Genomic DNA, 17,749 nt, shown 5'->3' with positions numbered 1-17,749 from the left:
AACGCTCCTCCGGTGACGACCACCCCCCGCCTCGCGGGAAAGCGGGTCGTCGTCACCGGAGGGGCGCGTGGCATCGGCGGTGAGATCGCGGCACGCGTCGCGTCCGAAGGAGCGCGGGTCGCGATCCTCGACCGTCTCGTCGCCGAAGGCACCGCGCACGCGGCCGCCGTCGGCGGCAGCTTCCACGAGGTCGACCTGATCGACCCCGACGCCACCGCGGCCGCCACGACGGCGGCGATCGACGCGCTCGGCGGCGTCGACGTGCTCGTCAATTCGGCGGGCATCTTCACACTCGTCCCGCTGCTCGAGATCACCGTGCAGGACTGGAACACGATGTTCGCGATCAACGCGCGCGCGATGCTGACGACGATGCAGGTCGCGGTGCGCCGGATGATTGCCGACGGCACGCCCGGCAAGATCATCAACCTCGCGAGCATGGCCGCCAAGAAGGGCGGCCAGAACGAGGCCCACTACGCGGCGTCGAAGGCGGCCGTCGTCGCGCTGACCCGGGTCGCCGCGCTCGAGTGGGGCTGCCACGGCATCACCGCGAACGCCCTGTGCCCCGGCTACATCCTCACCGACATGGGCGCGACGACGCGCAGTGACCACGACATCGCGACCTGGTCGTCGTACTCACCGCTCGGCCGGCTCGGCCAGGCGGCGGATGTTGCGGGCGTGGCGGCTTTCCTGGCCTCCGCCGACGCCGACTACCTCACCGGCCAGGCGATCAACGTGACCGGCGGAATGGTGATGCATTGAACCCCAATCTCGAAAGCCTCAAGGCCGAACTGGTCGACCTGCTCGGTGACCTCGCGGTCTCCGACGAGGCGGCGACGCTCGACCGGGCCTCGGCCGACGGCTCCTACCTCTCACCCGTCATCTCCGAGCAGCTGCCGCTCGGCCGGGCCGACCTGGTCGCCTACCCGCCGACGGCGGAACTCATCGCGGCGACCGTCGCGGCTGCGGTGCGCCATGGCATCCCGGTCACCCCCCGCGGCAAGGGCACCGGCAACTACGGTCAGGCGATCCCGATGGCGGGCGGGCTCGTCGTCGACACCTCGAAGGCCCGCACGCTGCACGAGGTCGGTGACGGCTACCTGGTGGCGGATGCCGGGGCCACGATGATCACGCTCGAGCAGGCCGCGAACAAGGCCGGGCAGCAACTGCTGATGTACCCCTCGACCGCGCAGTCCACCCTCGGCGGGTTCGTCTCGGGCGGCTCGGGCGGCACCGGTTCGATCAAGAACGGGATGCTGCACACCGGCTTCGTGCAGGAGCTGTGGGTCGTGCACGGCACGGGCGACGGTGAGTTGGTGCACGTCACGGGCGCGGACGCCGACCCGTACATCCACAACTACGGCACGGCGGGCATCATCGCGCGGCTCAAGGTCAGCCTCGAGCCGCTGCAGGATTGGCGGGCCTTCTACGCCTCGTTCCCGGCGTTCCTCGGTGCGCTGTCGGTGATCCGCGAGTTCGCCGACCTCGACCCGACCCCGCGTCTGGTCTCCGCCGACCTGCCCACCCTCGCCGAAGCGCTGCCGGCCGACCCCGCCATCCCGGCCGGCCGTGCGAGCCTGCGCGCCATCCTCGACGCCCAGACCCTCGACGCCGCACAAAAGCTCGTGGAGGATGCCGGAGGGAGGGTCGAGGACGTGCGCGAGGGCGCGCCCGCGTCGATGAAACTCAGCATGATCTCGTACAACCATCCGATCGAGTGGCTGCAGAAGGCCTACCCCGGCACCTACTTCCACGTCGAAGTCTCCGGCGACGCCCTGGTCGACCGCATCGACGAGGTGCACGCCGTCTACGACGGCGGGATGCTGCACATCGAAGCCCAACGCGGCCGCCCGATCGGGATGCTCGCCGGGCGGTACACCTCGGCCGACGACGTCTACGCGGGGTTCGCGAAACTCGAAGCGCTCGGCGTCGGCTACCACAACCCGCACCAGTGGTTCGTGGATTTCGAGCCGGAGCGCACCGCCGCCCTCGCTGCGACGACCGACCCGCACGGGCTGCTCAACCCCGGCAAACTGGTCGGCGCCGCGCTCGACACCGGCAGCCAGACCGCGGACCTCCCCGCATGAGCTCCCGTCGCCTCGTCGAGCTGGCGGGGCCGGCGCTCGCGTCGACGCTCACCGCCGAGTCGATCGTCGTGCTGCCGACCGGGGCGATCGAGCACCACGGGCCGCATCTGCCGCTCGCGACCGATCTGCTGATGGCCGACATCCTCGCCGGGCTCGTCGTCGACGGCGCCGCTGCGGCCGGGCTCGACGCCTGGGTTCTGCCCGCTCTGAGCTACACGAAGTCCGACGAGCACGCCTGGGCACCCGGCACGATCTGGGTCGGCGCGTCGACGCTGCTCGACACCCTCGTCGCGATCGGCCGGGGCATCGCCGCCACCCCCGCACGCACCCTCGTCTTCTACAACGGGCACGGCGGCAACGTCGCGCTGCTGCAGGTGGCGCTGCGCGAGCTGCGGGTGCAGTTCGGGCTCCGCACGTTCCTGATGAACGTCGCGATCCCGGCGGGTGACACCGAGCAGGGCTTCGGCATTCACGGCGGACACGGCGAGACCTCGCTCGCGATGCACCTGCGCCCCGACCTCGTCGACCTGACCGGTGCGGTGGATGCGACTCCCCGGCACCTCTCCCGGTTCCGCCAGATCGGCTTCGCGGGCGCTCCCGTGCAGTTCGGCTGGACCTCCGACGACTTCGGCACCGCGGGGGTCATCGGCGATCCGACGGGTGCGACCGCGGAACACGGCGCGCACATCGCGGCCCAGCTGGTGGCCGACGGGATCGCCGCGCTCGCCGAGATCGCCGCGTTCGACCCCGGGCCGCCGTCATGACCCTCCCGGGCGACGCCGAGATCCGCGACAACTGGCCCGCCGACCCCTGGCTCCTGCTCGACGAGTGGCTGCCCCCGAACGACGACCCGGTGCGGCCCGTGATGACGCTCGCGACGGCGGCCGACGGCATCCCGGATGCCCGCACCCTGCTGCTCTCGGAATGGGATGAGCACGGCTTCTACTTCCACACCGATTCGCGCTCGCGCAAGGTGCGGCAGCTCGCGACGCATCCCGCGGTGGCGCTGATGCTGCACTTCCCCGACCGCGCCCGGCAACTCACGGTGCAGGGGGTTGCCGAGCCGGCGCCCGCCGACGAACTGCGACGTGCGTTCCGCTCCCGCTCGCCCTATCTGCAGCAGCTCGCCTGGCAGAACACGGTCGAGTTCGCCGGACTTCCGCTCGTCGACCGGATCCGCGCGTGGACGGCGTTCCGCGACGATCACGCCGACGGATTCGGGCAGCCGCCCACCTGGACGGGCTATCTCGTGCGCCCGACCCGGTTGACCTTCTGGATCGGCAACCCCGATACCGCCAGCCGCCGCACCGAATACACCGCCACCGGCGACGGCGCCTGGACGGTGAGACTCCTTGCCGGGTGAGTCCCTCCTCGATCGGGCCGCCTGCCCCAAGCACATGGAGTACGGGCCCTGCGGCGGGGTCGAGCTCGACGGCACGTGCGAGGTCGCCGCCGATCAGGGCGGACCGGGTCGGTGCGTCTTCCTCGAGGTCCCGACCGTGCGCTGGCACGGTGCGGCCCCGGCGGAGGCGCGAGCGGCATCCGGAGCCGAGCGGATGCGCGCGCTGCTCGCGACGAAGCAGATCGTCGTCGCCGACTTCCCCGCCCGCGCCCTCGACGCGGCGTCGCTGGCGGAGTGCGCGGCCGCGTTGCGAGGAGCTGCGGATGCCGTGCTCGCCGGAGACTCGGGGCGCGAGCGGGTGCAGTTCCCGCCCGCCTACCGGACGGCGCTCATCCGCGCCGAGGGCGTCGAGGTGTGGAGCGGGTTCACCTGCCGCGACCGCAACCGGGTGGCGATGGAGGGCGAACTCGCCGCCCTGGCCCACGCCGGCGTCGTGGGCGTGCACTGCGTCACGGGCGACCACACCCGCACCGGATCGCGGCGGGACGCCGCCCCGGTCTTCGATCTGGACTCGACGCAGGCCGCGTCCCTTGCGCGGGCCGCAGGGCATCTCGTCTCGGTCGCCGAGGCCCCGGCGACGCCCCCCGTCGAGCGACGCCCCGCGCGGCTGCTCGAGAAGGAGCGGGCCGGGGCGGAGATCTGCTTCGTCAACCACGCGGGCGGCGTCGAACCGGTCGCGGCGTTCATCGGCGCGGCACGGCAACTCGGCTCGAACCTCGGCTTCATCCCGTGCATCCCGGTCGTGCTCGACCGCGCCTCCGCCGAGCTGCTGAAGAGTTTCACGACGCTCGTGCTGCCCCCCGGGTATCTCGACCGCATCCTCGCCGCCCCCGATCCGCGAGCCGAAGGGGTCGCCGCGGCGGTCGAACTCGGCCGCGGCTTCCTGGCACTCGATAGCGTCGTCGGTGTGAACCTCTCCGGCGGCACCGGCCACGGCGGCGAGCTGGAGTTCGCGCGGGCGCTCGCCGAGATCGCCGGCGCGCTCGGGGGCGGGTCATGAGCCACGACCTGGTGATCGCCGGGCGTGCCCTGGTCGCCCTCGAAGGCGCGGCGCCGACCTTCGCCGACGTCGAGATCGCGGTGAGCGACGGGCGCATCGCCGCCATCGCGCCGGAAGGCGCCGCCCTCGACGCCGCGCACCGCATCCAGCTGCACAGCGACGAGGTGCTGCTGCCCGGACTCGTCGACACCCACGTGCACGTGAACGAACCCGGCCGCACCGAGTGGGAGGGTTTCGCGTCGGCGACCCGGGCCGCCGCTGCCGGCGGCGTCACGACGATCATCGACATGCCGCTCAACTCGATCCCGCCCACCGTCACCCCGGAGGCGCTGGAACTCAAGCGCACCGCGGCACGGCACCAGGCCGCCGTCGATGTCGGATTCTGGGGCGGGGCCGTTCCCGCAAACCTCGGGTCGCTGCGCGCTCTCCACGACGCCGGGGTGTTCGGATTCAAGGCGTTTCTCGCCCCGTCCGGCGTCGACGAGTTCCCACATCTCGACGCCGCCGGGCTCGATGCCGCGCTCGACGAACTCGCCGCCTTCGACGGCCTGCTGCTGGTGCACGCCGAAGATCCCGGGGTGCTCGACGCGGCGGCCAACGCGGGCGGCACGGCGTACGACACCTATGTGGAATCCCGCCCGGACGAGGCCGAGGTCGTGGCGATCTCCCGGGTCATCGCGGGCGTGCGCCGCACGGGAACCCGCGCGCACATCCTGCACCTGTCGTCGGCCGCCGCCCTGCCCGAACTGCGGGCCGCCCGCGCCGAAGGCCTGCCGATCACGGTCGAGACCTGCCCGCACTACCTGACGCTGGCATCCGAGACCATTCCCGACGGCGGCACCCAGTTCAAGTGCGCCCCGCCGATCCGCGGCGAAGCGAACCGGGACGCCCTCTGGCAGGCGCTGCGCGACGGCGACATCGATCTCGTGGTGAGCGACCACTCCCCCGCGACGGCCGACCTGAAGTTCGCCGGCCACGGCGACTTCGCGCAGGCCTGGGGCGGCATCGCCGGGGTGCAGCTCGGGCTCGCCGCGGTGTGGACGGCCGCCGTGGAACGGGAGGTGCCGCTCACCGACGTGGTGCGCTGGATGTCGACATCCCCCGCCGCCTTCGCCGGCCTTCCGCACAAGGGCCTCATCGCCGTCGGCCGCGACGCCGACCTCGTCGTGTTCGCCCCCGACGAGCGGTTCACGGTGCACGCCCAGGAGTTGCTGCACAAGAACCCGGTGAGCGCCTACGACGGCGCCGAACTGCGCGGAGTCGTACGCCGCACCCTGCTCCGTGGCGCCACACCGGGTGCGGGAGAGCTACCGTCACGCGAGGAGACCTGATGACATACCTGCTCACCGACCACCAGTACGGCAAGGCCGAGACGCGGCTGGTGCGGGTCATCCGCGACGCCGCGCGGCACGAGCTGCGCGACCTCAACGTCACCACGGCGATGCGCGGGGCGTTCGACGACGCCTACCTCACCGGTGACCAGTCGGCGGTGCTGCCGACCGACACGCAGAAGAACACCGTCTACGCGTTCGCCAAGAAGCACGGCGTCGCGAGCCCCGAAGCGTTCGGACTCGCCCTCGCCCGGCACTTCGTGCACGACGTCGCGCCGATCGACGGGGCACGCATCGAACTCGAGGAGTACGCCTGGGACCGCGCCATCGCGGGGGGCCGCGAGCACGACCACACCTGGGTGCGCCGCGGACCGGAGGTGCGCACCGCCGCCGTCACCGTGGACGCCACCGGCGAGTACGTCATCGGCGGGGTGAAGGATCTCGTGCTGCTGAAGTCGACCGGGTCGGAGTTCGCCGGGTTCCTCAGCGACGAATACACGACCCTTCCCGAGACCCACGACCGGGTCATGGCGACGGCCGTCATCGCGAAATGGCGGTTCTCGACGGTGGATGTGGACTGGGATGCGGTCTTCCCGGTGATCCGCGCCCACCTCATCGAACAGTTCGCGACGCTCCAGTCCCTCGCCCTGCAGCAGACGTTGTGGCACATGGGAACGGCGGTGCTGGATGCCGTGCCCGAGATCTGCGAGATCCGGCTGAAGGCGCCCAACAAGCACCACTTCGTCGTCGACCTCGCGCCGTTCTCGATGGAGAACCCGAACGAGGTGTTCTACGCCGCCGACCGGCCCTACGGGCTCATCGAGGCGACGATCGCCCGCGACGACGCCCCTCCGGCGGGCGACGCCTGGAAGTTCTCGGCAGGGCTCGCATGACCGGGGCGCCGGCATGACCAGTGCGGGCGGCTTCGCGACGGATGCCGACCGGGCCTTTCTGGAACGCGCCGTCGAGCTGGCGACCGCGAACGTCGCCGCCGGAGGAGGGCCGTTCGCCGCCCTCGTCGTCTCCGCCGACGGCGAGATCATCGGTGAGGGCACCAACCGGGTCACCCGCGACCTCGACCCCTCCGCACACGCCGAAGTCGTCGCCATCCGCGCCGCCTGCCAGACCGTCGGCGACTTCGCCCTCCACGGCGCCACCCTCTACACCTCGTGCGAACCCTGCCCGATGTGCATGGCCACCACCCTCTGGGCCCGCATCGACCGCGTGTTCTACGCCGCCGACCGCGACGACGCCGCCCGCGGCGGCTTCGACGACCGCGAGTTCTACGACCTCTTCACCCGCGACCGCTCCACCTGGGACGTGCGCGTCCACACCTTGCGAGTGCCGACGGCCGAGCAGCCTTTTCAAGCTTGGCTGAGCAACGAGACCCGGACGGACTACTGAGCCCCTTTCGGTGGTCGAGTAGCGCCGAAGGCGCGTGTCGAGACCACACCCGCGAGGGTCAGGAACCGCGGTATGTGGTGTAGCCGTACGGGGAGAGCAGTACAGGGACGTGGTAGTGCGACGCGTCGGTGATCTGGAAGTCGATCGTGATGCGGGGGAAGAAGGGGGTGGCGACGTCGAACTCGAGGCGGTACTCGCCGCGGTCGAGGAGGTCGGGCCCGAGGTTCGCGACTCGCCCGTCGGCATCCGTCACGCCGGCGGCGATCAGGTGACCGGCGGCGAGCAGACGCACCGGGATGCCGGCGGCGGGGCGGCCGGCGGCCGTGTCGAGAACGTGGGTGGTGACCTGGCTCACCCGAACATCCCCGTGAGTCGAAGGATCGCGATCTCGCGCAGCTGGTCGCCGACGATGGTGAGTTCTTCGGCGTCGTCGAGGGTGAGGCGACGGTGGAGTTCGGCGAGGATCTCGCGGCGCGAGCGGCCGAGCGCCCTGATGAGGAAGATCCGGCCGAACCGCCGCTCGTACGCGGCGTTGCCGGCGGCGAGACGTTCGGCGAGGGTCGGATCGTCGGCGTCGGGCGAGGCCTGCTCGCGGCGGCTGTGGTCGGCACCGCTGGCCCCCTCGGCGGGTTTCTCGCCGATGCGCGGGTGGTGGGCGAGCGCCTCCTCGATCTCCGCGGGCGCGAGCGGCGAGGCGGCGGCCGATGCGGCATCCAGCAGCGCGTCGAGGTCGGCGAACGGACCCGCGGCGTGGACCTCGGCGACCCAGCGCTCGACGCCGAGGGCCGTGCGCAGCTGATCCGTCGAGGGTTCGAGACTCCGCTGGATGCTGGGCGCGCTCACATGCTCAACTGTAGCCATGACCACCTCCGTGCCCCGGGTCGCGGGGATCGTGCTGGCGGGCGGAGCCGGCACCCGCGCGGGTGGGCCGAAGGCGCTGCGCCGCGACGCCGACGGGATGCCGTGGCTGCATCGCGCGGTGGCGGCGTTGCGCGGCGGGGGCTGCGGCTCGGTGTGGGTCGTGCTCGGCGCCGACGCGGCACTGGCCCGGGCCCTGGTTCCCGCCGAAGCGACCGTCGTCGTGGCCGAGGACTGGGCCGAGGGGCTGTCGGCATCGTTGCGGGCGGGTCTCGGCGCCGCGCCACCCGATGCCTCCGCCGTCGTCGTGACGCTCGTCGACCTGCCCGGACTTCCGGCCGCCGCCGTCGCACGACTTCTCTCGGCTCCCCTCGACGCGGCCACCCTCCGGCGGGCCACCTACGAAGGCCGGCCCGGGCATCCCGTCGTCATCGGCCGCGACCACTGGGCGGCCGTCGCCGCGTCGGTGGACGGTGACCGCGGCGCCGGTCGGTACCTGGCCGCTCAGGGCGCCGAGCTGGTCGAACTGTCGGGGCTCTGGGACGGCGCCGACGCCGACGGCCCGGCCTGACCCGGCGGCTTCGAGCGCCGCACGATCCGCACCACCCGGCGGAAGTCGCGCAGGTTGACGGCGATCGTCAGCTGGTGCCGGTGCGCCAGCACGATCGCGACGGCGATCGCGGCGAGCAGCGGCATCCCGCCGGCGACGACGAACGCCACCGTCATGCCGAACAGTTCGGCGATCCAGCCGATGATCACGCCGCCCGCCGCCTGGCCGCCCACGAGCAGCACCAGGTAGATCGCCATCACCCGACCGCGCACCCCCGGGTTGGTCGAGAGTTGCACCATCGACTCCGCACCGATCGCGAACAGCAGGCGGAAGACGCCGAGCGCGACGATTCCGGCGAGGAACACCCCGTAGACCGGCACCACGCCGGCCAGCACGATCGAGAGGCCGTACGCACCCGTCAGCAGCGCGATCGTCCGCAGTCGCACCGACTTCCTTCGCGCCGACGCGACCGCCCCGACGACCGCACCGACCGCGGCGAGTGAGGTGTAGAGGCCGTAGCCGGCCGAACCGGTGTCGAACCCGCGATCCCCCGCCGCGGCCGTGAAGAGCACCGGAAGCGTCATCCCGAACGTCGCCACGAACGCGACGAGCACCATCGGCCAGAGAATGGTCGGCTTGCGCACCGCGTAGCGCGCGGCGAACCGCACGCCCCCGGACCCTTCGGCGGGGCGGGCGACCGCCGACAACTCACGCGAGCGGAACAGTGCAAAGGCCAGGATGCTGACCACGGTGGCGAGCGCGGCGACCGCGATCGACCAGCCCGACCCGACGACGACGATGAGGATCCCGCTGATCGCCGGCCCGATGAGCCCTCCGCCATGGAACACCGCCGCGTTGACGCTCACCGCCGTGCGCAGCCGCGTCGGCTCGACGATCTGCCCGACGAGCGCGCTCCGCGCCGGATTCTCGAGAGCGCCCGCGACGCCCGTCACCGCGGCCACCAGGTAGACGTGCCACACCTCCGCCGCACCGAGGATCGCCAACAGCGCGAGGGTCGCGGTGCCCAGGAACGCCACGGTCTGCGTGATGAGCACGATGCGGCGCCGCGAGAAGCGATCGGCGATCACCCCTGCGAACGCACCGAGCACCAGGGTCGGCCCGAACTGCAGCGTGACGGCGAGCCCGACGAGGGCCAGGTTGCCGGTGAGCTCGAGCAGCAGCCAGTCGACGGCGACGCGGGTCATCCACATCGCGATGCTCGTGAAGAAGATCGAGGTGACCAGCAGTCGGAAGTTGCGCACCCGGAAGATCGTGAGAACGTCGCGGCCGGTGGGGCGGTGGGTCTGGATCGGGATCGGTGCGGTGAAAGCCGGGTCACTGCCGCCGAGACTCACCGAAACACCCCTTCCGTCCGTCTAGCCTACGGCGGCGCGCCAGCGGGCGAGCAGCTGCTCTTCGGAGTCGATGCGGTCGGGTTCGAGCACCCGGTCGTCGGCGACGAAGTAGAACGCGGCGTCGATGCGGTCTTCGGGGATGCCCGCCCAGCGGGAGTAGGCGAGCCGGTAGAGGGCGAGTTGCAGCTGCTTGCGCTCCAGGTCTTCCGGCTCCTTCGGCGCCCGCCCGGTCTTCCAGTCGATGATGCGCACGCGGCCGTCGGGCTCGGAGTACACCGCATCGATCTTGCAGATGACGACCCGACCGTCGAACGGCAGATGGATCTCGCGCTCCACCTCGAGCGGGCGGCGCTGCGCCCACTCCGACGCCTCGAAGCGGGCCTGCAGCGCCGCCAGTTCGCTCCCGCTGATGTCAGTGCCGGCATCCTGCTCGTCGACGAGCGCGTCGATCTCCTCCGCCCCCGTACCGAACCCGAAGCGCTGCTCGACCCAGGCGTGGAACAGGGTGCCGAGCCGGGTCGCCGAGAACGGCCGCTCGGGCATCGGGCGCCGCAGCTCGCCGGCGACCCGCTCGGGCTCGGTGACGTAGTCGTGGAATCGGGATGCCGGAACGCGGGTGGGGATCGCGACCGGTGTCGGCGCGAGCCGGGCCTCCCGCTCGGCGAGCAGCAGCTCGAGGTCGCGGGTCCACGGTCCGGTGAGGGCCGGGTCGGCGGTGCGCACCTGCTCGGCCGCCCACTCGACCGCCGACCGGCGCGACCCCAGCGGATCGAGGGGCCAGACGATGCGTTCCAGATCGTCGCCGAGTGGATTCTCGGCGTGCCCGCTCGCGTCGGGCAGGGCGGGTATCAGCCCGGCGTCGGCGAGATCGCGCAGGAAGACGCTCGGTTCGCGCGGCTTGGCCTGCGTCGCCCAGAACGACCCCGACAGCAGCAGGTGGTGGCGAGCGCGGGTCACCGCGACGTAGGCGAGTCGCCGCTCCTCGTCGAGGGCCCGCTGCCGCACCGAGGCGCTGAACTGCTTCTGCTCGTCGAGCAGCTCTTTGCGGGTGGTCGCCCCTTCCCAGGCGAAATGCGGCAGCTCGGCGGCGTCACCGCGCAGCGGCCACGGGTACTGCCCGAAGCCGAGCCAGCCCTGAAACCCTTCGCGTGGCTTCGCCGGGAACTCGTCGGTCACCATCCGCGGCACGGCGACGACATCCCATTCCAGACCCTTCGCGCCGTGCACGGTGAGCACCTGCACCGTGCCGGGTTCCGGCGGCTCGGGGCGCGGCGAGAGGTCTTCGCGCAGCTCGGCCTCGCGCAGCCAGCCGAGGAAGCCCGAGAGCGTCGCGATCTCGGCGATCGCCAGATACCCCGCGACCGCGTCGGCGAAGGCGTCGAGGTTCGCCGAGCCGAGCACCCGGTACTCATTGGCGGCGACCTCGATGTCGAGCCGCAGCTCCTGGATGACGAGGGCCACGAGATCGGGCAGGTCGAGGCGCACCCGGGCGCGCAGACGGGTGAGCAGCGCGCCGGCATCCCGCAGTCGCTGCAGCCCCACCGCGGTGAAGTTCTCGAGCGCGACGTGGCCGACCGGGGCGGTGGCGAGGAAGTCGAGCGCGTCGACGATCGACCCGCCCTCCCCGGGTGCGACGGCGGTGTTCAGCAGTTCCCGCACCTCGTCGTCGTGCTTGCGTTGCGTGTGGTCCCGGGAGCGCAGCCAGGCGGCGAGCCGGTTGAGGGCGTGCAGGTCGGCGACCCCGACCCGGAACCGCGAGCCGGCGAGCACCCGCAGCAGCTGGATGCCGGCCGCCGGGTCATCGATCGCCGACAGCACGCACACCAGGTCGGCGATCTCGGGTTCAGCGAGCAGCCCCCCGATGCCGAGAACGTGGAACGGGATGCCGCGGTCCCGCAGCGCGGCGAGGAAGTACGGCTGCGTGGCGCGGGCCCGCAGCAGCATCGCCGCACTCGTGGTGGGGTCGACCCGAGCCGCGAGCCAGTCGGCGACGGCCGCGGCCTCCTCGGCGACGGTCTCAGGGAAGACGGCCTCGACCTCCCGGTCGGACGCGACCGGGCTCGGCTCGAGCCGCTCCACGGTCACCCCGCGGCCGGCGAAAGGGGCGACCAGGTGATTGGCGGCGGCGAGGATGCCCGTGCCGTTGCGCCAGCTCGTCGAGAGCGCGAAGCGCGCCTCGGCCCCGAAAGCTGTGCCGATGAACTGCTCCGCGAACTGGTCGAGGTTCGCGGCGCTCGCGCCGCGCCAGCCGTAGATCGACTGGTTCGGGTCGCCGACCGCCATCACGGGCGCCTCCCGGAAGAGCTCGGCGAGCAGCTGCGTCTGCACGACCGAGGTGTCCTGGTACTCGTCGAGCAGCACCACCCGGTAGCGGTCGCGCAGGTCGGCCCCGAGCGCGGGCTGCTTCTGCGCGATCCGCAGCGCGAGAGCCACCTGGTCGGCGTACTCGACGACGCCGCGCCGCACCTTCTCGGCGTCGTAGTCGGCGGCCAGGTCGGCGAGCACCTCCAGTGCGCCGAGTTGCGCGGCGAGTTCGACGGCGGGCAGTCGCTCGAACCGGTCGACGGGGTCGTTCGTCGGCAGGTCGCCGAGGGCGCCGAGCCGGGCGCTGAGCGCGCGCACCTCGTCGAGGTCACCGGCATGCTCGGCCACACCGCGGGCGACGGCGAGCACGGCCCGGGTGAGCGCGTCGAGGTTCTTGCCGAGGTCGGGCAACCGGGCATCCCGGCTGCGGATCACGACGCCGCGCGCGAGCTGCCACGCCGCCGCCTCGCCGAGCACCGGCGCGTCGCCCTCCCGACCGAGCAGGATCGCGGACTCGCGGTAGAGGGTGTTCGCGAACGAGTTGTAGGTCGCCACGACGGGGGCGTCGAAGACATCCCGCGGCGGCAGCAGCCCGGCGGCGTCGAGTTCGGCGATGCGCTCCCGGATGCGCAGCCCCAGCTCGCCGGCGGCCTTGCGGGTGAAGGTCAGCCCCAGTACCTGCGCCGGCTCGACGAGGCCGTTGGCCAGCAGCCACAGCACCCGGTTGGCCATCGTCTCGGTCTTGCCCGACCCTGCCCCCGCGACCACCAGCGCGGGGGCGAGCGGTGCCTCGATGACGGCCCGCTGCTGCGGGGTCGGATGCTGCGGCGCGACGCCGCGCACGGCCGCGAGCGCCTCGGCGATGTCGATCGCACTGACCGCGCTCATTCGCCGCTCACCGCCCCGACCCGGTGCAGACGCAGTTCGGGCACCGCGCCGAGGCCGTAGCCGCCGACCTCGAGCACGCCCTCGAAGGAGGCCGCCGCCATCCCGATCGCCACCTGCCGGATCCGCTCCCGGAACGCCTCGAGCCCCTCCTCGCCGAGCGGCGCCTGCACCCCCTCGCGGTATCGCTTGCCGTCGACGCCCGACTTGACGTAGAGCAACTTCGCGCCGCCGGGCCGGTGCTCACCCAGGTCGGCGAGCACGTCGTCGAACAGCCCTGCCCGGTAGGCGAGCTGGTACGCCCCGAGCTGGGCGGTGGCGTCGATCTTCGCCTGGTTGGTCACCGGGGTGCCGGTCTTCAGGTCGACGATCACGACGCTGCCGTCGGCGGCGCGCTCGACCCGGTCGATCGTGCCGCGCACGGTCGCGCGGTCGACCTCGAGCTCGAACTTCTTCTCGGCGCCGACGACGCTTCCGCCGCTCGCGGCGAAGTCGCCGAGGTAGGCGGCGATGCCATCGGCAAGCACCCGGGCGCTGCGCCGGTGATGCTCGGCGAGCCACGGCGACTCGAACAACAGCTCGCCCCAGCGCTTCTCGACCCGGGCCCACACCGCGTCGGCATCCGGCGATTCGGCGGTCTCCATCGCCCAGTGCAGGATCGTGCCGACATCCATCAGCGTCGTCGACGACGAACCGCCGATCGTCTCGAGGAACCAGTCGAGCGGCGACTCCTCGAAGCGTTCCAGCCGCGACGGCGAGACGGGCACCTGCAGGCCCTCGAACAGCGGCGCGTCACTCGAGGGCGCGAGCAGGCCGTGCCAGTCGTCGGGGTGCGCCCCGGGCACGCCGAGTTCGGCGAGCCGGGCAAGAGAGGATGCCGCTGCGGCCCGGGTGCGCGGGTCGATCCCGCGCGAGGTGAGCAGTCGGCGCAGCCGCCCCGTCGTGCCCCGCAGGGTGAGCGGCGGCGCCTCCGCGAGCACCGGGGTGTCGGGCGGCAGCAGGTCGACGAACACGCTGCGGGATTCGTCGTCGTTGACGACCGCGGCGAGCAGCACCCGGTCGCGCGCCCGCGAGACGGCGAGGGCGAACATCCGCAGCTCGTCGTCGAGCACGAGCCGTCGCTCGTCGAGCACGCCGTCGTCGCCGTCGAGGGCGCGCGCGAGCGCCTGCGGGGCGAGGAGCGTGCCACGCGGCCGGCGGTTCGGCCAGGCGCCGTCTTGCAGCCCGGCGACGACGACGGTGTCGAACTCCAGGCCGACGGCACCCGACGGCGTGGTCACCAGCACGGCGTCGTCGCTGCGGGTCGGCACGATGAGGTCTTCCGACACGTCGGTGTCGCGCAGCTCGGCGAAGAACTCGCTCGCCGCGACATCCGGCCGGCGTTCGGCGAACCGCTTCGCGGCGGCGAACAGCCCGACGATGCCGTCGAGGTCGCGGTTCGCCTCGGCCGCCGCGACCCCGCCGCCGAGGGCGTGCGCGCGCCACGGGCCGGCCAGGCGGCTGCGCTCCCAGGCGAGCCAGAGCAGCTCCTCGGCTGTCGCGGTCGCATCCGCGGTGCGCAGCGCGTGGAGGGTGCCGGCGAGACGCTCGGCGGTGCGGGCGACGGGGGCGTCGATCGTCGCGAACCGGCCGGGGGCGGCGAGCGCCTCGACGAGCAACTCCCCGCTCGGTCTCATCCCGCCCGCGAGCGCCTCTTCGGTGCGTAGCGCGATCTTCAGCCGGCGCAGCCCGATCGGGTCGAGCCCGCCGAACGGACCGGTCAGCAGATCGGCGGCGACCTCGGCGGTCAGCTCGAGTCGCCCGGTTCCGGCCTCGACCACGGCGAGCAGCGCCCGCGCCGCGGCGTCGTCGCGCAGCGCGAGCCCGCCGCCGCCCGTGCGGGTCGGCACCTCGGCGAGGGCGAGCGACCGGGCGAGCCCCGGCACGGCGGCGCCGCTGCGCACGATGACCCCCAGCCGGCTCCACGGCACCCCGTGCAGCACGTGCTCTTCACGCAGGGCCCGGGCGATCACGGCGGCCGTGCGTGCGGCGGTCGGTGCCTCGATGCGGGCCAAAGGCGGCCGCGGCGTCGGGGTGCGATCGGCGACCGCACGCCGCTGACCGCCGGCGGCGGCGGTGCCGATGCGTTCGGTGATCGAACCGGTGAAGGCCCGGATGGCGGTGTTCGGTCGATGCGTGTGCTCCAGCACGAGCGTCGGGATGTCGGGCACGCCGAGCACGCTGGCGAGGCGACCGAGGGCATCCGGTTCGCCGCCACGGAACGCGTTCGTCGCGACGTCCGGGTCGCCGAACGCGATCACCGGAATGCCGCGCCGGGCGAGGGCCGCGAGCAACCCGAGCGTCGCCTCGGTGGCTTCGGGCAGGTCGTCGATGACGACGAGCCGCAGCCCGGCGACACGTTCCCCGCCTCCCCCCGCGTCAAGGGTCGCGATCGCGAGGCGCGCGAGTTCGGCGGGGTCGCGCTGCTCGGGCCGGGCCGAGGCGACGACGTCGAGGTGCTCGTCGAGGAACTCCCCCGCGGCGACCCACTCCGGGTGGCCGGTCGCCCGGCCGAGGTCGCGCAACCGCCGCGGGTCGACCCCCTGCTCGGTCGCCCGCGCGAACAGGTCGCGCAGCTCCGAGCGGAACCGGGCGGTGCGCCGCACGTCCGGCGTGAGCGGTTCGGGCCAGTCCGGGCCGGACCCCGTCGCCAGGTGCCCGTCGAGCAGCGCCGCGAGGTCGGCATCCTGTTCCGCCCCGGTGACGAGTCGCGGCGGGGTCTCGCCGGCCGCCCGCGCCGTCACCCCGACGATCTCGTAGGCGAGCGACGGCGCCGTACGGGCGAGCGGCCCGTCGGTCGGCACCCCGAGCCGCACCGCGATCAGGTCGCGCAGCCGCGCCGCCGCCGTACGAGCCGACGTGAGCACGAGCACCGACCGCGGATCCCACCCCCGCTCCAGCACCCGGTCGGCCACCAGCTCGACGATCGTCGTCGTCTTGCCCGAGCCGGGCGCCCCCAGCACGGCCGCCGACGCCCCATCCGCCAACCCCACAACCGCAAGCTGCGACGCATCGAGCTCGAAACCGCGAGCTGTCGCGGGTTGAGGAGCGCCCGGCTCCGCCGGACGCGTCTCGAAACCCAGCCCGCTCACTCAGCCGAAGATAACCGCGACCGCCGACCCCGGCATCCGTCACCCGTCTTTTCCGCCCCAGGCGAACCGGGCCATGACCGGGATGCCGCCGACAGTACGATCGCATTCGTGGACATTCGTATCGGCATCGCCAACTCGCCCCGTGAACTGAACTTCGAGTCGACCCAGTCGGCCGCCGAGGTGGAGAAGATCGTGTCGGCTGCGCTCGACTCCGATGCGAAGTACATCAAGCTCAGCGACGACAAGGGCAAGGTGTACATCGTGCCCGTCGCCTCGTTCTCGTACCTCGAGGTCGGCAGCGAGTCCAGTCGCCGCGTCGGCTTCGTCGCCTGACCCCGCCGGAGACAGCCATGGAAATCGTCTACGTCACCGTCGTCGGAGCCGGGATCGGGCTGCTGCTGCGTTACCTGCTTCCGGGCCGCGAGGTCTACGGCGTCGCCCTGCTTCCGGCGCTCGCCGCGGCCGTCACCGTCGCCGCGTGGGCGGGTCTCACCTGGCTGGGCTGGAAGGCCGACGGCGGATGGATCTGGCTCGCGTCTCTCGGAGGTGCAACGGTGGCGTCGCTCGTCGTCGCACTCGTGTTGAGCCGACGCCGCCACGCCGCTGACGCCCGCGAACTGCACGTGCTGTCGGGCGGCAAGGCGTAACAACGCCTCTCAACGCCACATCTGGGCCGCTTCAGGCGGTGAGGCCGAGGGCATCCATCCGTCGGGTGTGCGCGGCGATCAGTTCGGTGAAGATCGGCTCGATGCGCTCCTCGCCGTCGGCGCGGTCTTCGAGACGCAGGGCCGAGCGGGCGACGAGCATCGTGTCGCCGACCAGGCGGCGGCCCCACATCGCGAGCCGGGATGCCAGCCGCGGGTTGCCGTCGATCGACTCGCGCAGCTCTTCGACGAGCAGGTCTTCGGCATCGTCGTCGGACAGCAGCGCGGAGATGCGATCGGAGAGGCCGCCCGGCAGCCCGGCGGCGAGTCCGGCGAAGAAATCGAGCAGGAATCCCGACGTCAGGTAGCAGGTGATGAGGATCTCGTGCCAGTCGTCGCCCTCGGTGCGACGTTGGAAGTCGTCGAGCACGGCGCGGTAGGGCTCCATCGCCTCCGTCGGGTCGATGCGACGCGACTCGAGCTCGGCGAGCACCGCTTCGTGGATCTCCAGAACCTCGGCGGCGACCCGCCCCAGGCGGCTCTTTCCCGACACCGTCGGGGCGACGGCGGCACCCCGTCCGAGGTTCTCGAACAGCACGAGCGTCAGATACGCGAGCTGACCCAGGTAGGCTTGCGCATCGGGGGCGAGTTCGGCGAGTTCGACGCGTGTGGCCTCCACGGCCTCCGATCGGACCGGCCGGGTCACACCTCGGGCGCGAATCCGTCTCCGACGCAGCCAGCCCAACACGTAAACCAGCCTACTGTCCTCAAGGATCGACCGATCCCGGGTGCGACGGAAGG

17 protein-coding genes are annotated in these 17,749 nt (G+C 72.5%); 11 read left to right on the top strand and 6 right to left on the bottom strand.

What is annotated here, in order from left to right:
• Window positions 1–12 precede the first annotated feature (12 nt).
• From IE173_RS00905 to IE173_RS00870, 8 genes are read left to right on the top strand one after another with little or no spacing between them, the layout of a single operon-like run.
• Window positions 13–759 (top strand): SDR family NAD(P)-dependent oxidoreductase, encoded by a 747-nt coding sequence (locus IE173_RS00905; RefSeq protein WP_229841788.1) that lies wholly within the window; start codon window positions 13–15, stop codon window positions 757–759.
• Window positions 756–2,084, top strand: coding sequence for an FAD-binding oxidoreductase (locus tag IE173_RS00900; RefSeq protein ID WP_191281511.1), 1,329 nt, complete (start codon window positions 756–758; stop codon window positions 2,082–2,084). The genes IE173_RS00905 and IE173_RS00900 overlap by 4 nt, the downstream gene beginning before the upstream one ends.
• A complete protein-coding gene (locus IE173_RS00895; RefSeq protein WP_191281510.1) occupies window positions 2,081–2,848 on the top strand; it encodes a creatininase family protein in 768 nt (255 codons plus the stop codon). Before IE173_RS00900 ends, IE173_RS00895 begins: the two co-directional genes overlap by 4 nt.
• The gene (locus IE173_RS00890) at window positions 2,845–3,447 is read left to right on the top strand and encodes a pyridoxine/pyridoxamine 5'-phosphate oxidase (RefSeq protein WP_191281509.1); all 603 of its coding nucleotides are present in this window, start codon (window positions 2,845–2,847) and stop codon (window positions 3,445–3,447) included. The genes IE173_RS00895 and IE173_RS00890 overlap by 4 nt, the downstream gene beginning before the upstream one ends.
• Window positions 3,437–4,486 (top strand): methylenetetrahydrofolate reductase C-terminal domain-containing protein, encoded by a 1,050-nt coding sequence (locus tag IE173_RS00885; RefSeq protein ID WP_229841787.1) that lies wholly within the window; start codon window positions 3,437–3,439, stop codon window positions 4,484–4,486. Before IE173_RS00890 ends, IE173_RS00885 begins: the two co-directional genes overlap by 11 nt.
• On the top strand, window positions 4,483–5,817 hold the full coding sequence (allB, locus tag IE173_RS00880) for an allantoinase AllB (RefSeq protein ID WP_191281508.1): 1,335 nt from the start codon (window positions 4,483–4,485) through the stop codon (window positions 5,815–5,817). Before IE173_RS00885 ends, allB begins: the two co-directional genes overlap by 4 nt.
• Complete coding sequence (pucL, locus tag IE173_RS00875; protein ID WP_191281507.1) at window positions 5,817–6,710, top strand: factor-independent urate hydroxylase; 894 nt, start codon at window positions 5,817–5,819, stop codon at window positions 6,708–6,710. The genes allB and pucL overlap by 1 nt, the downstream gene beginning before the upstream one ends.
• A 13-nt stretch (window positions 6,711–6,723) precedes the next feature.
• Complete coding sequence (locus tag IE173_RS00870; RefSeq protein ID WP_191281506.1) at window positions 6,724–7,221, top strand: nucleoside deaminase; 498 nt, start codon at window positions 6,724–6,726, stop codon at window positions 7,219–7,221.
• 58 nt (window positions 7,222–7,279) lie between these two features.
• Here IE173_RS00870 and uraH read toward each other — a convergent pair whose 3' ends face one another.
• Entirely contained in the window at window positions 7,280–7,576 is a 297-nt protein-coding gene (gene uraH / locus IE173_RS00865; protein ID WP_191281505.1) for a hydroxyisourate hydrolase, read from the bottom strand.
• Entirely contained in the window at window positions 7,573–8,064 is a 492-nt protein-coding gene (gene uraD, locus IE173_RS00860) for a 2-oxo-4-hydroxy-4-carboxy-5-ureidoimidazoline decarboxylase (protein WP_229841786.1), read from the bottom strand. Before uraD ends, uraH begins: the two co-directional genes overlap by 4 nt.
• A gap of 16 nt (window positions 8,065–8,080) precedes the next feature.
• On the opposite strand from uraD, the gene IE173_RS00855 reads away from it, so the two are divergent.
• Window positions 8,081–8,650: a nucleotidyltransferase family protein gene (locus tag IE173_RS00855; RefSeq protein ID WP_191281503.1), complete on the top strand. Its 570-nt coding sequence runs from the start codon at window positions 8,081–8,083 to the stop codon at window positions 8,648–8,650.
• On the opposite strand, the gene IE173_RS00850 is transcribed toward IE173_RS00855, so the two are convergent.
• Genes IE173_RS00850 through IE173_RS00840 form a run of 3 tightly spaced genes read right to left on the bottom strand, consistent with a single transcriptional unit; the run spans window position 8,584 to window position 16,304 of the window.
• On the bottom strand, window positions 8,584–9,984 hold the full coding sequence (locus tag IE173_RS00850) for an MFS transporter (protein WP_191281502.1): 1,401 nt from the start codon (window positions 9,982–9,984) through the stop codon (window positions 8,584–8,586). The genes IE173_RS00855 and IE173_RS00850 overlap by 67 nt on opposite strands.
• A gap of 21 nt (window positions 9,985–10,005) precedes the next feature.
• A complete protein-coding gene (locus IE173_RS00845; RefSeq protein ID WP_191281501.1) occupies window positions 10,006–13,176 on the bottom strand; it encodes an ATP-dependent helicase in 3,171 nt (1,056 codons plus the stop codon).
• Entirely contained in the window at window positions 13,173–16,304 is a 3,132-nt protein-coding gene (locus IE173_RS00840) for an ATP-dependent DNA helicase (RefSeq protein WP_191281500.1), read from the bottom strand. The genes IE173_RS00845 and IE173_RS00840 overlap by 4 nt, the downstream gene beginning before the upstream one ends.
• A 108-nt stretch (window positions 16,305–16,412) precedes the next feature.
• On the opposite strand from IE173_RS00840, the gene IE173_RS00835 reads away from it, so the two are divergent.
• Window positions 16,413–16,637: a DUF3107 domain-containing protein gene (locus tag IE173_RS00835; RefSeq protein WP_191281499.1), complete on the top strand. Its 225-nt coding sequence runs from the start codon at window positions 16,413–16,415 to the stop codon at window positions 16,635–16,637.
• A gap of 17 nt (window positions 16,638–16,654) precedes the next feature.
• Window positions 16,655–16,951, top strand: coding sequence for a hypothetical protein (locus IE173_RS00830; RefSeq protein ID WP_191281498.1), 297 nt, complete (start codon window positions 16,655–16,657; stop codon window positions 16,949–16,951).
• 31 nt (window positions 16,952–16,982) lie between these two features.
• Here the strand turns inward: IE173_RS00830 and IE173_RS00825 are convergent, their stop codons facing one another.
• The gene (locus IE173_RS00825) at window positions 16,983–17,627 is read right to left on the bottom strand and encodes a ferritin-like fold-containing protein (RefSeq protein ID WP_229841785.1); all 645 of its coding nucleotides are present in this window, start codon (window positions 17,625–17,627) and stop codon (window positions 16,983–16,985) included.
• Window positions 17,628–17,749 lie beyond the last annotated feature (122 nt).

The sequence above is a fragment of the Pseudolysinimonas yzui genome (genome assembly GCF_014653215.1).
Classification (GTDB): domain Bacteria; phylum Actinomycetota; class Actinomycetes; order Actinomycetales; family Microbacteriaceae; genus Pseudolysinimonas_A; species Pseudolysinimonas_A yzui.
Note: the sequence above shows the minus strand (reverse complement) of the source record. Positions and strands in the feature narration are given on the sequence as shown.

Bases quoted from the DNA above. Each gene is read 5' to 3' on its own strand.
- IE173_RS00895 (WP_191281510.1), top strand. From the start codon at position 2,081: ATGAGCTCCCGTCGCCTCGTCGAGCTGGCGGGGCCGGCGCTCGCGTCG.
- IE173_RS00890 (WP_191281509.1), top strand. From the start codon at position 2,845: ATGACCCTCCCGGGCGACGCCGAGATCCGCGACAACTGGCCCGCCGAC.
- allB (WP_191281508.1), top strand. From the start codon at position 4,483: ATGAGCCACGACCTGGTGATCGCCGGGCGTGCCCTGGTCGCCCTCGAA.
- pucL (WP_191281507.1), top strand. From the start codon at position 5,817: ATGACATACCTGCTCACCGACCACCAGTACGGCAAGGCCGAGACGCGG.
- IE173_RS00870 (WP_191281506.1), top strand. From the start codon at position 6,724: ATGACCAGTGCGGGCGGCTTCGCGACGGATGCCGACCGGGCCTTTCTG.
- IE173_RS00855 (WP_191281503.1), top strand. From the start codon at position 8,081: ATGACCACCTCCGTGCCCCGGGTCGCGGGGATCGTGCTGGCGGGCGGA.
- IE173_RS00845 (WP_191281501.1), bottom strand. From the start codon at position 13,176: ATGAGCGCGGTCAGTGCGATCGACATCGCCGAGGCGCTCGCGGCCGTG.
- IE173_RS00830 (WP_191281498.1), top strand. From the start codon at position 16,655: ATGGAAATCGTCTACGTCACCGTCGTCGGAGCCGGGATCGGGCTGCTG.